The sequence below is a fragment of the Ruegeria sp. AF2 genome (assembly GCF_056542025.1).
The window spans coordinates 112,291-128,056 of the sequence record NZ_JBQFZC010000003.1 but is presented as its reverse complement, the minus strand read 5'-3'; the positions used below and the strand labels follow the sequence as shown (position 1 = coordinate 128,056).

Here is a 15,766-nt window from a genome sequence, read left to right as displayed (position 1 = left end):
CGACCATGATGACCGATCTTTATCAGTCCCAACGCGCCATGCGGCAGATGCGCCGGCAGGCGATGCAACGCGGCGTCGTCGCCATTCTGGATGTGGGCAGCTCCAAAATCGCCTGCCTTGTCCTGCGCTTCGACGGGACCGGGCGGTTGTCCGAGGATAACTCGATCGGCTCGATGGCCGGACAAACCGGTTTCCGGGTCATTGGCGCTGCGACCACCCGTTCGCGCGGGGTGCAGTTCGGCGAGGTTACCGCGATGCAGGAAACCGAGCGCGCCATCCGCACCGCGCTGCAGGCGGCGCAGAAGATGGCCGATATCCGCGTCGATCACGTGATTGCATCCTTCTCAGGGGCGAACCCGCGTTCCTACGGGCTGGATGCGCAGGTTGATCTGGAAGGCCAATTGGTTACCGAAGCCGAGGTCGGTCGTGTCCTGAACGCCTGCGACGTGCCCGATTACGGCGAAGGGCGCGAGGTACTGCATGCGCAACCGGTGAATTTCGCGCTCGACAACCGCTCGGGACTAATCGATCCGCGTGGGCAGTTGGGGCAGAGCCTTGCAGTGGATATGCACATGCTAACCGTCGATGCGGTGGCGATCCAGAACATCGTCCGCTGTATCAAGCGCTGCGATCTGGAGCTGGCGGGGATTGCGAACTCGGCCTATGTCTCGGGCATTTCCGCATTGGTCGAGGACGAACAGGAGTTGGGCGCGGCCTGTATCGATCTGGGCGGCGGCACCACCAGCATCTCGATCTTCATGAAGAAACACATGATCTATGCCGATTGCGTGCGCATGGGCGGGGATCACGTGACCAGCGACATTTCGATGGGCCTCGGCGTGCCCGCAGCGGTGGCCGAACGGATCAAGACCTTCAACGGCGGCGTTCACGCGACCGGAGCCGATGATCGCGACCTGATCGACATCGGTGGCGATACTGGCGATTGGGAGCATGACCGCCGTACCGTCAGCCGTGCCGAGTTGATCGGCATCATGCGCCCCCGCGTCGAGGAGATTCTCGAAGAGGTGCGTACTCGTCTGGACGCTGCCGGTTTCGACCACCTGCCAAGCCAGCAGATCGTTCTGACTGGTGGTGGCAGCCAGATCATGGGGCTAGACGGGCTTGCCAGCCGGATTCTGGGTCAGCGTGTTCGTTTGGGCCGCCCGCTGCGTGTTCATGGCCTGCCGCAATCCGCGACCGGGCCCGGTTTTTCTTCGGCAGTGGGGCTTAGCCTGTTTGCGGCGCATCCTCAGGACGAATGGTGGGATTTTGAGATCCCGGTCGACACCTATGCCGCGCGCCCGTTCAAGCGCGCCGTGCGCTGGTTCCGTGACAATTGGTAATGCCCTGCGTGGTGCAGCCGTTGGCGCGGCCCTTGGACCCGCTGCGGCCCCGGCTCAAACCCTGATTACGCCAGAGGCGTTTCTGAGCGCCGTCGTTGGCAAAACGATCACCTTCCATGAAATCCGAAGCGGTATGTTGGTCGGAACTGAGGAATTTCTCAGCCCGACTCTCTCGGTCTGGCGGATGGAGGGGCGGGGCTGTGTCTATGGCCAGATCACCACGCCAAATGGCCAGATCTGTTTTCTGTACGATGATGCGCCCGATGGCCTGCCAGTCTGCTGGTGGCCCTACCTGTACAATGACCGGTTGATGGTGCGGCTGGCGCGCTTCGTCGGCAGCGAAATGCAAGAGGTCCGTAGCATCTCTGAAGATGGCCTGAATTGCCCAAGTGCCCCGGTAGGCTAAAGAAATCAGTTGCGGCAACTGCCAAATTGCCGCAAAATAAGGCTCAAGGCCCGGCAGAGGCCCAGCGGCAGGACATTGAGCAGTTTTCCGCGACCAAACGAGTGACTAAAAGTTTTACACCCCCCTCAAGGTGGGCGGGGTCTTTCCGTGTGTAGTAGCGCATGAGTCCTTCGCCGCAACATGTCGCGGTAACAGCGAAATGCCGCTGTTTGCTGCCTTATTTCCTCCATATTTTGTGGATTCGTGCGATTTTTCTGGTGACGTTTCCGAAATGACACAGTAAAATCGACTGTGGATAGGTCAGAAAAACCGCATTTTGCGGCAACATAAAAAACAGGCGGACAGAGCATGACATTAAATCTTTCGATGCCCGGGCACGACGAACTCAAGCCTCGGATTACCGTATTTGGCGTTGGCGGCGCTGGGGGCAATGCTGTCGACAACATGATTGAAAAACAGTTGGACGGCGTAGAATTTGTCGTCGCCAACACAGACGCACAGGCGCTGCAGCAAAGCCGTTCGTCGGCGCGGGTGCAGCTGGGCGTCAAAGTCACCGAAGGGTTAGGTGCAGGTGCGCGTCCGACCGTGGGTGCTGCAGCAGCTGAAGAAAGCATCGAACAGATCGTCGATCACCTAGCGGGTGCGCATATGTGCTTTATCACCGCCGGCATGGGTGGCGGCACAGGCACCGGCGCAGCCCCGATCATCGCGCAGGCAGCGCGGGAGCTGGGTGTCCTGACCGTTGGCGTTGTCACCAAGCCCTTCCAGTTCGAAGGCGCCAAGCGTATGCGTCAGGCCGAAGACGGCGTTGATGCGCTGCAGAAAGTCGTTGACACGCTGATCATCATTCCGAACCAGAACCTGTTCCGTCTGGCCAACGAAAAGACCACGTTTACCGAGGCGTTCTCGATGGCCGACGATGTCCTGTATCAGGGCGTCAAAGGCGTAACCGACCTGATGGTGCGTCCGGGTCTGATCAACCTCGACTTCGCCGACGTTCGAGCCGTGATGGACGAGATGGGCAAGGCGATGATGGGCACAGGCGAAGCGACCGGTGAAGATCGCGCCATTCAGGCAGCCGAGAAGGCCATTGCCAACCCGCTGTTGGACGAAATCAGCCTCAAGGGTGCCAAGGGTGTGCTAATCAACATCACCGGTGCGCACGACCTGACCCTGTTCGAACTGGACGAGGCCGCCAACCGCATCCGCGAGGAAGTGGACCCCGAGGCCAATATCATTGTCGGTTCGACCCTGGACACCGAGATGGAAGGCGGCATGCGCGTTTCAGTCGTTGCCACCGGTATCGATGCCAGCGAGAAAAGCGAAGATGTACCGGTCGCCCGCCGTTCGATGTCGGCTCCGCTGACACGCTCGGTTTCGGCAGAAGACTCCACGCCTGAACAAATCGCGGCAGATGAGGCCCCGGCTGAGGACAACATTGCGCCCACGCTGTTCGAGTCCATCGAAGATGTCGAGTTCAATGAAGGCTGGCAAGACGAACAACCCGCTGCCGAGCAGGACGATGACGGGCTGCCTCCGCCCGCCTATCAGCCTCAGGTGGCGCAGTTCGAACCGCAACCCGAAGTCGAAGAGACAGTCGACTCCTACGACGCACCGCGTGCCCAGACCCCCGGCACACCGTCTGCGGAAGCGATGCAGCGGTTGCAGGCCGCAGTTCAGAAAGTACCTTCGAACCGGCTGCGTCCGACGCCTGAGGCACCTCGCGAACCGGCCCCTCAGCCGCAGCAAGCGACCGAGGATCGCCCGCGTTTTGGCTTCAACCGATTGATTGACCGGATGACCGGCCATGCGGCCGATACGCCCGCTCAACCGGTACGCCAACAGCCTGCGATGCGGTCGGTTGACGCAACGGCACCTGTTCAGGATGAAGCCGATCCTGATCAGGAGCGCATCGAAATTCCCGCCTTCCTAAGGCGTCAGGCCAACTGATCGCGGTAACAAAATCATCCCGAAGGGCCGCCATCGCGCGGCCCTTTTTTGTGGAAACACAAAGTGTTGAGCTGGTGTAAGCAGGGATTTGCCGATGTGTCACATTCATGTTTCATTCGGTTGCAAAAGGTGAGTTGAGCCTTAACGCCCCCTTCCTTAGTTGAGGGTGCAACACAGCCCCTGATAGGCTGGACACAACTCACCGAGGCTCACATTGCAACATACGCTCAAATCTTCAGTCACGTTTGTGGGCACTGGGCTGCATAGCGGCAAGCCTGCGACGATGGTTCTGAAGCCTGCAGCGGCAGGTCATGGAATCTGGTTCAAACGGACTGATATCGAGCTGGGCAATGCGTTGATCCCCGCTATCTATGATGTTGTTGAGCGGACGCCTCTTTGCACACGATTGGTTAACGATGCGAATGTGTCGGTATCGACTGTGGAACACATCATGGCGGCACTTGCCGGATGTGGTGTGCATAATGCACTGATTGAAATCGACGGTCCCGAAGTCCCGATCATGGATGGCTCGTCCGTGGCCTTTGTTCAGGGCATCATGGCCAAAGGCGTTCGTCGTCAGGCCAGTCCGGTACTGGCTTATGAGGTGCTTAAACCCATCTCAGTTGAACGCGAAGGCGCAAAGGCATCGATCGCGCCTGCGGAAGGTCTGGAGATCGAGTTCCACATTGATTTCGAAGATGACGCCATTGGCAGCCAGACAAAGGTTTTGGACATGCGCAATGGTTCGTTTGCGCGTGAACTCTGCGACAGTCGCACGTTTTGCCGCCGCACAGATGTTGAAGCGATGCGTGAAAACGGATTGGCCTTGGGCGGCACATTGGACAATGCGGTAGTCGTACAGGGCGACGAAGTCCTGACCCCGGGTGGCTTCCGTCACACGGATGAAGCGGTGCGCCACAAAATGCTGGACGCTCTGGGTGATCTCTATCTTGCAGGCGGTCCGATTCTGGGGCGCTTTGTCGGCGAGAAGTCGGGGCATTCGATGACCAACACATTGCTGCGCAAACTGTTCGAAACACCGGGCGCTGTGCGTCCGATCCTTTGTACCCCTGAACAAGCCGCGCGTCTGCCCGGCCAGGGCCTTGTGCGGAGCGAAATCCCGCAGGTTGCGTGATCTGATCAACTCTGACGACATTTGCGCCATGAGGGTGGATAAGGCGTTTTGCACTGGAATTTTATGTGCTAGACCAAGGCCCGATCGGGGGTAATTCCCGCTAAGTAGACGACAAGGATGGGCGGAATGGTTGGCAGCAAAGCGGCAGTCAGAATCGCAGGTGCGCTTCTTCTGGCAGCAACTTTGACGGCATGTGGCAATGCCGGAGGTCTGTTTGGTAACCGTGGGGCAGACCGCAGCCAAAACCTCGAAGGTTTCACGCCTGAACAGATTTACACCCGCGGTGAATACGAGCTGTCGCAGAATCGCTCGGACGACGCGGCTTGGTATTTCTCTGAAGTAGAGCGGCTTTATCCTTATTCCGATTGGGCGAAACGTGCGCTGATCATGCAGGCGTTCTCATTCCATTCGGACCAGAACTATGAAGAAAGCCGCGCCGCCGCGCAGCGCTATATCGATTTCTATCCCACTGACGAAGACGCCGCCTATGCCCAGTATCTTCTGGCGCTCAGCTACTATGATCAGATCGACGAAGTGGGTCGTGATCAGGGGCTGACCTTTCAGGCACTGCAGGCGCTGCGCACGGTGATCGAAGTCTACCCAGACAGTGAGTATGCCACATCTGCCGTACTGAAATTCGACCTTGCCTTCGACCATCTGGCTGGCAAAGAGATGGAGATCGGGCGCTATTATCTGCGTCAGGATCACTTCACTGCGGCGATCAATCGATTCCGCGTGGTGGTCGAGGATTTTCAGACCACATCTCATACCGCCGAGGCGCTCTATCGCCTGATCGAGGCGTATCTGGCGCTGGGACTGGTGGACGAGGCGCAGACCGCGGGTGCGATTCTGGGTTACAACTATCAGTCCTCAGAATGGTACGACGCGGGGTACACGTTGCTGACGTCGCGTGGTCTCGATCTAAAGAGCCGAGGTAACAATTGGCTCAGCACGATCTATCGCCAGACCGTCAAGGGTGAGTGGTTGTAACGGCCATGGCTAAAGGCTTGGGACGCTAAAGACCCGATGCTGCGCGCCCTTGATATCCGCGACATGCTGATCATCGACCGGCTGGAGCTGACGTTTCAGCCGGGCTTGAATGCTTTGACCGGTGAAACCGGCGCGGGCAAGTCGATCTTGCTGGATTCGCTGGGCTTTGTGCTGGGCTGGCGCGGGCGCGCCGAGCTGGTTCGTCAGGGGGCCGCGCAGGGCGAAGTTGTGGCCGAGTTTGAACTGCGTGACGATCACCCTGCCCATTCGATTCTGGCCGAGGCGGGTCTGCCCGGTGGCGAGGAGCTGATCCTGCGCCGCGTCAACACCGCCGAGGGACGTAAGACTGCATGGGTCAATGACCGCCGTTGTTCGGGCGAAGTGTTACGGGCGCTGTCGGATACTCTGATCGAACTGCACGGCCAACATGATGACCGAGGCCTGCTGAATCCACGCGGGCATCGCGCAATGCTGGATGCCTATGCCGGGGCAGGGGATCAGTTGGCCGCCGTGCGTGCCGCATGGGGCCAGATGTCCATCGCCCGCAAAGCTCTGGCGCAGACTGAGGCAGCGCTGGAGGCTATGCGTGCCGAAGAAGAGTTCCTGCGTCATTCCGTTGCCGAGTTGGATCAGCTTGACCCGCAGCCGGGCGAGGATGCAGATCTCGACGCCCGCCGCCGCATGATGCAAGGGGCCGAGCGGATTCGCGATGACGTGGCCCGTGCCTTTGCCTTGCTGGACGGCGACGGGGCCGAGGGCGCGATGGCCGATGCCGTGCGCTGGCTGGAAGGCGTGTCGGACAATGCGGGTGGCCAGTTGGAAGGCCCCATTGCAGCGCTGGGTCGCGCCCTGATCGAACTGGGCGAGGCGCAGGATGGGGTCAACGCCTGTCTGCAAGCGCTCGATTTCAACCCAGCGGAACTGGAACAGGCCGAGGAACGCCTCTTTGCCATTCGCGCGCTGGCACGGAAACACGATGTGGCCCCCGATGATCTGGGCACCTTCGCCGATACCTTGCGCGACCGCCTGAACCGGCTGGATGCAGGTGACGCCGACCTCAGCAACAAACGCGCTGCTGTGGACGCGGCACAAGCTGCGTATGACAACGCGGCCACCGCACTCGGCGAAACGCGCCATAAGGCCGCCAGTGCGTTGGACACCGCAGTAATGGCTGAACTAGCGCCCCTGAAAATGGAACGCGCCGTGTTCCGAACCGAGGTCACCGCGACCGACGCAGGCCCCGAAGGCATCGACGCGGTGGCCTTCACCGTCGCCACCAACCCGGGGGCGCCGTCAGGGCCGCTCAACAAAATCGCCTCGGGCGGCGAGCTCAGCCGCTTTCTGCTGGCGCTTAAGGTCTGCCTAACGGGCGAAGACAGTGCCCGCACGATGATCTTTGACGAGATTGACCGCGGTGTCGGCGGTGCCACGGCGGACGCGGTGGGCCGCCGTCTGGCCGCACTCGCGCAGGGCGGGCAGGTGCTGGTCGTCACCCACTCGCCGCAAGTGGCCGCACGGGCGGCGCATCACTGGCGGGTGCAGAAACAGGTCACCGGCGATCAGACCCTGTCCACCGTGATCCCGCTGGCCGACCCCGACCGCGTCGACGAAATCGCCCGGATGGTCGCAGGCGACACCATTACGGATGAGGCACGCGCCGCTGCCCGTGCCCTGTTGGATGCATGACGCGTATTCTGTGAGCATCTTGTCGTGAACCGACTTTTCTAAGGCGCGCGCGTGGCTTACTAAGGGTCAGGCGACCACCCCAACGAGGGCCAATGACCCAATCGACCCGCACCGTGCTGCGCAATCAGCTCAATCAAGCCCTCTCGGCGCTGCGGGATGCATGGCGGGTAATGCTTCATCGTGGCCCCAGCCAGATTCAGTTCTGGTTTATCGCTCTGGTCATCGGGATCGCTGCAGGCTTCATGGCGCTGGGATTCCGGATGGCGATCTCGTCGTTGCAGGCTTATCTCTACAACACCGAAGATATCCTATTCCTGCACAGCCATGCTGAGAAGCTGCATTGGCTCTGGATTTTCCTTACACCTGTGGTCGGCGGGTTGGTCGTCGGGATCATCCTGAACAGGTACACCGATGATGGCCGTGTGCGTTCGGTAGCTGATGTGATCGAGGGTGCGGCCATCACTGATGGACGGGTCGAAAAGAAGGCCGGTATCGCATCTTTTTTCGCTTCGCTGATCACGCTCAGCTCAGGCGGATCCACGGGGCGGGAAGGACCTGTTGTGCATATGGCCGGGGTCATCTCGACTTGGGTCAGCGACCGTATCCACGCCGACGGCATCACCGGGCGCGACCTATTGGGTTGCGCTGTGGCCGCTGCTGTTTCGGCCAGTTTCAACGCCCCTATCGCCGGGGCCTTGTTTGCGCTTGAGGTTGTGTTGCGCCACTTCGCCGTTCATGCCTTTGCGCCCATTGTCATCGCCTCGGTCGCGGGGACCGTGATCAACCGGCTGGCTTATGGTGACGTGACCGAATTCACGCTGGATACGCCCGGGTCGTTGCAATTCTATGTCGAGCTGCCCGCCTTCCTGATCCTAGGCCTGATTTGCGGGCTGGTCTCGCTGCTGTTGATGCGATCGATCTTCTTTGCCGAGGATATCGGCACGCATATCCAAAACCGCTTGTCTCTGCCGCGCTGGCTGCGCCCCGGTGTTTCGGGCGCGATGCTCGGCCTGTTGGCGGTCTGGTTTCCGCACATCATCGGCGTGGGATACGAAACCACGATCCGTGCCTTGACCGGGGACCTCGTGCTGACGACCGCGATCCTGTTCGCGGTCATCAAGACCGTCGCAGTGGCGATTACCATGGGCGGTCGCATGGGTGGTGGTGTGTTTTCCCCGTCATTGATGATCGGAGCGCTGACCGGGTTGGCCTTCGGCCTGATCGCCACCGGATTGCTGCCAGATGTGTCAGGCACCCATACGCTCTATGCCTTTGCCGGGATGGGCGCGGTGGCTGCCGCGGTGCTGGGCGCACCAATCTCGACCACGCTCATCGTGTTTGAATTGACCGGAGACTGGCAGATCGGCCTCGCCGTGATGGTTTCGGTCTCGATGTCCACTGCGCTGGCCTCGCGCCTTGTGGACCGGTCCTTCTTCCTGACCCAGCTGGAACGACGCAATGTGCACCTTGCCGCCGGGCCGCAGGCCTACTTGCTGGCAATGCTGCGCGCAGGCGCAGTAATGCGCCCGCTGGGGGACGCGCGTTCGATCTCCAAGGAAGACGCGCAGGCATTGATCGAACAAGGCCTATGCGTCAAGGCCAGCGCCACGCTTGAGGCCGCGATGCCATATTTCGACCGCGATGACATCCCTTGCATCCCGGTGGTGATCATCGACAAGGACGGCTGTGAAAACCCCGTTGGCGCGCTCTATCACATCGACGCGCTGAAAGCTTACAACCGCGCGCTGGCCGCCACAGCGGCCGAGGAACATTCTTGATCAGCGTCCGTAAACGCTGGCTGCGTCGCCCAGATAATTGTCCCAGGCAAACCAATACGAGATATGTCCCGCGACGCGCGGCAACTCTGCGCCATCCGGGCCAATCAGTGCCTCTTCGGTGACGCGCCACTTGTTGCCCGTTTCGTCCAGCAGCCCGCCATCGGTGGTCGCGCGGAACTGGCGCGACCCACGCTCGTAGGCGCGCACGCTGCGCTTGTCCGGGTCGCCCATCAGCATCAGTGCCCGCCCGCCAATCGCATCGTTGATCACCGGCTTGCCCTTGAACGCGTCCAACGGCCACGCCCGCGCCGCGCCGAACTGGCGCACGGCGAACACGTAGTCCTTCTGGCGATGCCTACTTTGATCGACCAAGGCCGGGAACATCAGATCGGGTGAGGCAAAGTAATCGCGATACACAACGCCCGAGCCATAGTTGCGCCGATGACCGGTGCTGAGCGACAGCACCTGCGTATCCGGATGCGACGCCTTCCAGCTGTCCCAGCGGGTGATCACCACAGGACGCTGCTTCAGCTCGATCCCACTGTTGACCAGCGGTCCGACCACGGGCTTACCTGTGTACTGGTTCCATAACGAATGCGTCTCACGGTCGAACATCAATTTGTTCGACCGATACAGGAACCCGGACGAGCCAAATACAAACGGCTTCCGCCGCCCCTCGACCTGCGTTTCAAACAAAATCCCCGATCCGCACAGCGTACAATAGGCCAGTGCTACCGGAACGCCTCCGATCACCTCGTTGAACATCTCGTGCCAGCCCATGATGCGCAGCGGATAAGCGCGTACATCGCCGTTGATCGAGACGCCAAAGACCAGATCGTCGTCTTTCATGTATTCCGCCCGCGCCGCCGGGATCAGCTTGGGATTGTCCAGCGAAGGGATACCGTCCTTGAGCACACCACCCCAACTGATCTCTTCCAGCCGAATCTTCATCTTGTCGCGTTGCAAATATTCGGGTTTCAGGAAAACATCGAAGTTCTGATCGATGCCCAAAAGAACTTCGCGTTTGAACGGTATCAAAGATGGATGAGGTACAATCTGAGCGTTCCGTTCTTGCCATAGCATCCATTCGAACCAGTCTGTGCCGTGGCGCGCGCCGCTCAACGCTTCCATGACTTTGGCAATGTCTCGCTCTCGCCGTCTGCCATAGCGCATCGCCGTCAAAAGAGCGGGCACAACGTCCGGGTTGCCGCGCTCGGTCAGGAACGCCATCCCGGCTTCGAAATCGGTCCGACTGCCATACAAAGTTGAACGTACGGCATCGTAAACAGGGTCATCCTGCGCCCAAAGAGCGCGAGGTGCTACAGCGCTTGCCCCCAACAGGCCGACAAAGCTGCGACGTGGAATCGACATGGCATCCTCCGATCGGGTTCATATTCGATCTTGCCTGCAAAGCAGATCACATACACGCAACACTCGCGTGAGTGGCTCGAAATACTGAAGCTGCACGCCGGGCATCTCGACATTGGTCCATCCTGAGCACAAGATGCTGCTGCGATTGATGTCATCGAACGTGACAGTGGCAATGAAAAAGGAAATACCCATGCAAGACCATGGTTATAAGGCGGGGCGACTAAACCTGCCTTTTGTCGGCATCTCAACCTTCGCCAAATCTCCATATGTTGAGAATTGGGATGAGATAGAGGCGGATATCGCCGTTCTCGGCGCGCCCTTCGATTTCGGGACCCAATGGCGACCGGGGGCGCGGTTTGGACCTCGGGCCGTGCGCGAAGCCTCGACCCTGTTCAGTTTCGGCCACGCTGGGGCTTATGATCACGAAGATGACGCAACCTATCTGGATGGCTCGGTGCGGATCGTTGATCTGGGGGACGCGGATATTATCCATACCAAGACCGACGAGAGCCATGCGAATATCGCCTTGGGGGTGGGCAAGATCCTGAAAGCAGGGGCCTTGCCGGTGACAATTGGCGGGGACCATTCGATCAACATCCCCTGTATCAATGCCTTCGCCGAGGATTGCACGCAGAACGGCCCGATCCATGTGGTGCAGATCGACGCGCATCTGGATTTTGTCGATGAACGCCACGGAGTGACCGCCGGACATGGCAACCCGATGCGGCGGGCGATTGAGAAAGACTATGTCTCAGGGATGACGCAGCTGGGCATCCGCAATGTCTCATCCACCGCGAAGGAAGGCTATGACGACGCCCGTGCGCGCGGGTCGGACATCCTGTCTGTGCGGCAGGTGCGCAAACTGGGGGCCGAGGCAGTGCTGGCGCGTATCCCGCAGGGGGCACGGTATTACGTAACGATAGATATCGACGCCTTCTGTCCTTCGATTGCCGCGGGCACCGGGACGCCCAGCCATGGCGGGTTTCTCTACTACGATGTACTGGAAATTCTACAGGGTCTGGCCAAACGCGGGGATGTTGTGGGCATCGATCTGGTCGAAGTCGCACCTGCTTACGACCCGACGGAAAGTACCCAAATTCTGGCGGCGCAGCTATTGCTGAACTTTCTGGGCGTCATCTTTCACGAACGCGCCCAGCGATAGAAGGTGGGGCATGTCGCCCCACCCGTTTTTTCATGCATCGATGATGTTGTGGCCGGGACCATAGGGGAAGCCGGTGATGTTCTCGGCCCCGTCTTCACCAACCACAAGGATATCGTGTTCACGATAGCCGCCCGCGCCGGGCTGGCCTTCGGGGATCCACAGCATCGGCTCGATCGAGACGACCATGCCGGGTTCCAGCACCGTGTCGATATCTTCGCGCAGCTCCAGACCGGCCTCGCGCCCGTAATAGTGGCTGAGGATGCCGAAGGAATGGCCATACCCGAACGAGCGGTATTGCAGCAGGCCCTCATCCGCGAAGAAGCGGTTGATCTCAGCCGTGATGCCCGAACAGGTCGCGCCGGGTTTGATCAGGCTCAGGCCCAGCTCATGCGCGGCAACGTTGGCCTTCCACAGGCGCAGGCTGTCTGCGTCGGGCTCGCCCAGGAACAGGGTGCGTTCCAGCGCGGTGTAATAGCCCGAGATCATCGGGAAGGTGTTCAGCGACAGGATATCGCCCTTTTGCAGCGCGCGTTTGGTGACAGGGTTATGGGCGCCATCGGTGTTAAGCTCCGACTGGAACCAGACCCATGTGTCGCGGTATTCGGCATCCGGGTATGCGCGGGCGATTTCCTCTTCCATCGCGTCGCGTCCAGCCATGGCGATCTCGATCTCGGTGGCGCCTTCACGGATCGCTGCGTGAATGGCGGCCCCACCCACGTCAGCGGTGCGCGCGCCGCCTTTGATCAGCTCGATCTCTTCTGCGGATTTCACCATGCGGGCAAACATCGTGTCAGGTGCGATATCGATCAGTTCCGGTCCGCCCAGCATGTCCAGCGCCGTGTTGCGCGCCGCCAATGTCATGTGGTCGCCTTCGATCCCGATCCGTTTGGCCCCGCCGATCAGGCTGGCCACTGCGCGCCAGTAATTGTTGCGCTTCCAGTCGGTGTAGATGACGTTGTCCTCAACCGAGCGCCGCCACGGTTGGCCCGCGTCGATGTTTGCCGAGACAGTGGTGCAAGCGTCCTGTGTTACCACGCAGCCGTAGGGGCGGCCGAAAGAGCAGTACAGAAAGCCGGAATAATAGGCGATGTTCTGCATCGAGGTCAGCAGTACGGCGGGGATGTCATGCTTGGCCATGATTGCGCGCAGGGCGCCAAGGCGGCGGTCGTATTCGCCCTTGCTGAACGGCAGGGGCGCCTTGTCGCCATTGTGGCAGGTGAAGAATTCGGGGCGTTTTGTTGTGTCTGTCATGACTTGGTCTCTCATCATTGCCGGGCGGCAAACCCGGCCACTTGTCCCGGCGTTCAGGACAGGCGGTCTCGGGGTCCGAGAGCCGATCATCCCAGTGCGTCCGCGACGCCATCGCGGCTGGGATGAACAGGTGAATCGTTAGATCAGACCTAGGCCTGCGTCAAGCGGGGGAAAGGCCTCGCAGGCGCTCGGACCGACGGCGCAGCAGCTCGACCGTGGTCAGCAGCGCAATCGAGATCACCACGAGGATCGTGGCCACCGCCAGAATGGTCGGGCTGATCTGTTCGCGCAGGCCGGTGAACATCTGCCATGGCAGTGTTTTTTGGCTAGCCGAGCCGACAAACAGTACCACGACCACCTCGTCGAATGAGGTGATGAAGGCAAACAAGCCGCCTGAGATCACACCCGGCAGGATCAAGGGCATCTGAATCTTGAAGAATGTCCGCACCGGACCCGCGCCCATATTCGCAGCCGCCCGCGTCAGCGAGCGGTCAAAGCCCACTAGCGTTGCGGTCACGGTGATGATGACGAATGGAATACCCAGAACGGCGTGAGCGAGGATCACTTTCACATAGCCCACAAAATTCTTGTTCATGCCCAGTGTTCCCTCCATGAAGCGGCCGATATCGCTGTAGAAGAAGAACATGCCTGTGGCTGAAATGATCAGCGGCACGATCATTGGCGAGATCAGGATGCCCATGATGGCGCGGCGGCCTGGAACGTGGCTCTGGCTGAGGCCAATGGCCGCCAGCGTGCCCAGCGAGACCGAGATGATCGTCGCAATTGGAGCAATGATGAGTGAGTTCTTGAAGCTGCGCTGCCATTCATTGTTGGTGAAGAAATCGCGGTAGTGCTTGAGCGAGTACCCTTCCGGGTCGAGCCGCAGCATTTCTGGCGTGAAGGTAAAGAAGTCCTGCGCGTTGAACGAAAGCGGCAAAACCACGAGGATCGGGGTGATCAGGAACACGAAGATCGCGCCGCAGATCACCCGGAACAAGTAGTGATAGAACACTTGTTTCGCGGTCAGATAAGGCAACAGTTTTTGGCGATATCGACCTTCGTACAGCCAAAAGATAAACCAGACGAAGAACCATCCACCCAACAGGCCCAGAACGCCGCCCATTGGGCCAGAGAACAGAAAACCGACGATGCCAAAGCCAAGGATATTGATCCATCGTGCCAGCTTTTCGTTCTTGAGTATCGTGATGTAGACCCAGGCCACAGCGGCGATCAAGGCTGCACCGCCAATGATGCCGAGGAAGACCGAGCCATTGCCCGCGCCGACAAAGATACCGGCGAAGGCGCCTGCCAGCGCAACGCTTGGTAAGACCATGGACAAAGGTTTGCGGGATATCGGAGTAAGTGCGGCCATGTCGATTATCCCAGCTTCACGTTATCAATGCCGACAATCTTGTCGTAGCACCAGTAGAGCAGCAGTACGACGCCCAGAAGGATCGTTCCCAATGCCGCGGCCAGCCCCCAGTTCAGTGAGGACGAGATGTGATAGGCAATCCGGTTCGAAATAAAGACACCTTTGGTGCCGCCAACGATTTCAGGCGTGATGTAGTAGCCGATCGCCAGAATGAACACGAGGATTGAGCCCGCGCCAATGCCAGGAATGGATTGCGGGAAGTAGATGCGCCAGAATGTCGTCCAGTTGGTCGCGCCCATGGATTTTGCAGCGCGGGTATACGAGGGCGGTATAGTCTGCATCACCGAATACATGGGCAGGATCATGAACGGCAGCAGGATATGCGTCATAGCTATGATCGTGCCGATCTGGTTGTTGATGATCACCAGCCTGGCGTCGTCGGCCACCAGTCCCAGCCAGACCAATGTTTCATTGATCACGCCCTGTTGCTGCAACATCACCTTCCACGCCGAGGTTCGCACCAACAATGACGTCCAAAAGGGCAACAACACGAGGATCATCAGCAGGTTCGACACCCGCATCGGAAGCGTCGCCAGCAAATAACTGACCGGATAGGCCAGCAGGATACAGGACGCGGTGATCACCAGCGACATGAACAAAGTGCGCCCGAACAGCTTGATCAGGATCTGCTTGTCCTCGGGCTGCGCCTGCGCGCCCTCGGGCGTGCGGCGCATGTCCACAGCGTTCAGGAAATAGCCATTGGTGACAGCGGGCGAATGCGTCTTGATAACCGCCCATGTCTGCGGTTCACCCCAGCCGTCGTGAATCTCGATGACCTGGTCTTTGAACGGCCCATCGGTTTCGGGGTCCAGCTTACCCATTTTCCGACCCGAGCGGCGGAACATCGAAGACATGCCTGTCTCTTCATAGTTCAGACGCGAACCCAGCCGGGTGTGTGTCTTGTTATCGACGGCCACGACCATGTCGCGGACAAAGGCGTCATAAACGGCCTCGTCGGGCAACTCGCCGCTGGTTTCATCCCAGCTTTGCAATGCTTCGACCGTCAAGGGCAGTGTCTCTTGTACGATGCTGTTTTCCACGGATCGGAACAGCATCGCCGCAATAGGCACGATGAACGAGAACATAACGAACAGCAGCAGTGGGGCGACCAGCATCAGGGCCCGCAGCTTTTGCCGTCGCAGAGACCGGGCCAGCGATTGCTTGAGTGGCGTGCCGTCCGCGGCCAGCATGGGACCAGTATTTTGGGTGGCGTCAGTCATCGTTACCCCTTGGGTATTTTTGGGGTCGGGGGCGATAGGCCG

12 protein-coding genes are annotated in these 15,766 nt (G+C 59.7%); 8 read left to right on the top strand and 4 right to left on the bottom strand.

Going from position 1 to position 15,766, the window contains the following annotated elements; translation table 11 throughout:
• Positions 1 to 8 precede the first annotated feature (8 nt).
• The 7 genes from ftsA (at position 9) to ACR0NM_RS11300 (ending at position 9,288) form a co-directional block, all read left to right on the top strand.
• Positions 9 to 1,343 (top strand): cell division protein FtsA, encoded by a 1,335-nt coding sequence (gene ftsA, locus ACR0NM_RS11330; protein WP_170392023.1) that lies wholly within the window; start codon positions 9 to 11, stop codon positions 1,341 to 1,343.
• Positions 1,330 to 1,749 (top strand): hypothetical protein, encoded by a 420-nt coding sequence (locus tag ACR0NM_RS11325; protein WP_170392021.1) that lies wholly within the window; start codon positions 1,330 to 1,332, stop codon positions 1,747 to 1,749. The genes ftsA and ACR0NM_RS11325 overlap by 14 nt, the downstream gene beginning before the upstream one ends.
• Before the next feature lie 348 nt (positions 1,750 to 2,097).
• Entirely contained in the window at positions 2,098 to 3,699 is a 1,602-nt protein-coding gene (gene ftsZ, locus ACR0NM_RS11320) for a cell division protein FtsZ (RefSeq protein ID WP_170818750.1), read from the top strand.
• 214 nt (positions 3,700 to 3,913) lie between these two features.
• Entirely contained in the window at positions 3,914 to 4,834 is a 921-nt protein-coding gene (lpxC, locus tag ACR0NM_RS11315) for a UDP-3-O-acyl-N-acetylglucosamine deacetylase (RefSeq protein ID WP_170392017.1), read from the top strand.
• Between the two features lie 126 nt (positions 4,835 to 4,960).
• Complete coding sequence (locus ACR0NM_RS11310) at positions 4,961 to 5,824, top strand: outer membrane protein assembly factor BamD (protein WP_170392015.1); 864 nt, start codon at positions 4,961 to 4,963, stop codon at positions 5,822 to 5,824.
• A 36-nt stretch (positions 5,825 to 5,860) separates the two neighbouring features.
• Complete coding sequence (gene recN, locus ACR0NM_RS11305; RefSeq protein ID WP_480614746.1) at positions 5,861 to 7,510, top strand: DNA repair protein RecN; 1,650 nt, start codon at positions 5,861 to 5,863, stop codon at positions 7,508 to 7,510.
• A gap of 92 nt (positions 7,511 to 7,602) precedes the next feature.
• Positions 7,603 to 9,288 (top strand): chloride channel protein, encoded by a 1,686-nt coding sequence (locus tag ACR0NM_RS11300; RefSeq protein ID WP_170392011.1) that lies wholly within the window; start codon positions 7,603 to 7,605, stop codon positions 9,286 to 9,288.
• Here ACR0NM_RS11300 and ACR0NM_RS11295 read toward each other — a convergent pair whose 3' ends face one another.
• Complete coding sequence (locus tag ACR0NM_RS11295) at positions 9,289 to 10,659, bottom strand: DUF3179 domain-containing protein (protein WP_480614744.1); 1,371 nt, start codon at positions 10,657 to 10,659, stop codon at positions 9,289 to 9,291.
• Positions 10,660 to 10,849: 190 nt separating this feature from the next.
• On the opposite strand from ACR0NM_RS11295, the gene speB reads away from it, so the two are divergent.
• Positions 10,850 to 11,821, top strand: coding sequence for an agmatinase (gene speB / locus ACR0NM_RS11290; RefSeq protein ID WP_480614741.1), 972 nt, complete (start codon positions 10,850 to 10,852; stop codon positions 11,819 to 11,821).
• Positions 11,822 to 11,851: 30 nt separating this feature from the next.
• Here speB and ACR0NM_RS11285 read toward each other — a convergent pair whose 3' ends face one another.
• From ACR0NM_RS11285 to ACR0NM_RS11275, 3 genes are all read right to left on the bottom strand, one after another.
• Positions 11,852 to 13,072, bottom strand: coding sequence for an aminopeptidase P family protein (locus tag ACR0NM_RS11285; protein ID WP_480614738.1), 1,221 nt, complete (start codon positions 13,070 to 13,072; stop codon positions 11,852 to 11,854).
• Positions 13,073 to 13,232: 160 nt separating this feature from the next.
• Positions 13,233 to 14,444: an ABC transporter permease gene (locus ACR0NM_RS11280; RefSeq protein WP_170392003.1), complete on the bottom strand. Its 1,212-nt coding sequence runs from the start codon at positions 14,442 to 14,444 to the stop codon at positions 13,233 to 13,235.
• A 5-nt stretch (positions 14,445 to 14,449) separates the two neighbouring features.
• Positions 14,450 to 15,724 (bottom strand): ABC transporter permease, encoded by a 1,275-nt coding sequence (locus tag ACR0NM_RS11275; RefSeq protein WP_170392001.1) that lies wholly within the window; start codon positions 15,722 to 15,724, stop codon positions 14,450 to 14,452.
• Positions 15,725 to 15,766 lie beyond the last annotated feature (42 nt).

Coding starts and splice junctions, on each gene's coding strand:
- speB (WP_480614741.1), top strand. CDS start 10,850: ATGCAAGACCATGGTTATAAGGCGGGGCGACTAAACCTGCCTTTTGTC.
- ACR0NM_RS11285 (WP_480614738.1), bottom strand. CDS start 13,072: ATGACAGACACAACAAAACGCCCCGAATTCTTCACCTGCCACAATGGC.
- ACR0NM_RS11275 (WP_170392001.1), bottom strand. CDS start 15,724: ATGACTGACGCCACCCAAAATACTGGTCCCATGCTGGCCGCGGACGGC.
- ACR0NM_RS11310 (WP_170392015.1), top strand. CDS start 4,961: ATGGTTGGCAGCAAAGCGGCAGTCAGAATCGCAGGTGCGCTTCTTCTG.
- ACR0NM_RS11300 (WP_170392011.1), top strand. CDS start 7,603: ATGACCCAATCGACCCGCACCGTGCTGCGCAATCAGCTCAATCAAGCC.
- ftsA (WP_170392023.1), top strand. CDS start 9: ATGACCGATCTTTATCAGTCCCAACGCGCCATGCGGCAGATGCGCCGG.
- ACR0NM_RS11295 (WP_480614744.1), bottom strand. CDS start 10,659: ATGTCGATTCCACGTCGCAGCTTTGTCGGCCTGTTGGGGGCAAGCGCT.
- recN (WP_480614746.1), top strand. CDS start 5,861: ATGCTGCGCGCCCTTGATATCCGCGACATGCTGATCATCGACCGGCTG.
- ftsZ (WP_170818750.1), top strand. CDS start 2,098: ATGACATTAAATCTTTCGATGCCCGGGCACGACGAACTCAAGCCTCGG.
- ACR0NM_RS11280 (WP_170392003.1), bottom strand. CDS start 14,444: ATGGCCGCACTTACTCCGATATCCCGCAAACCTTTGTCCATGGTCTTA.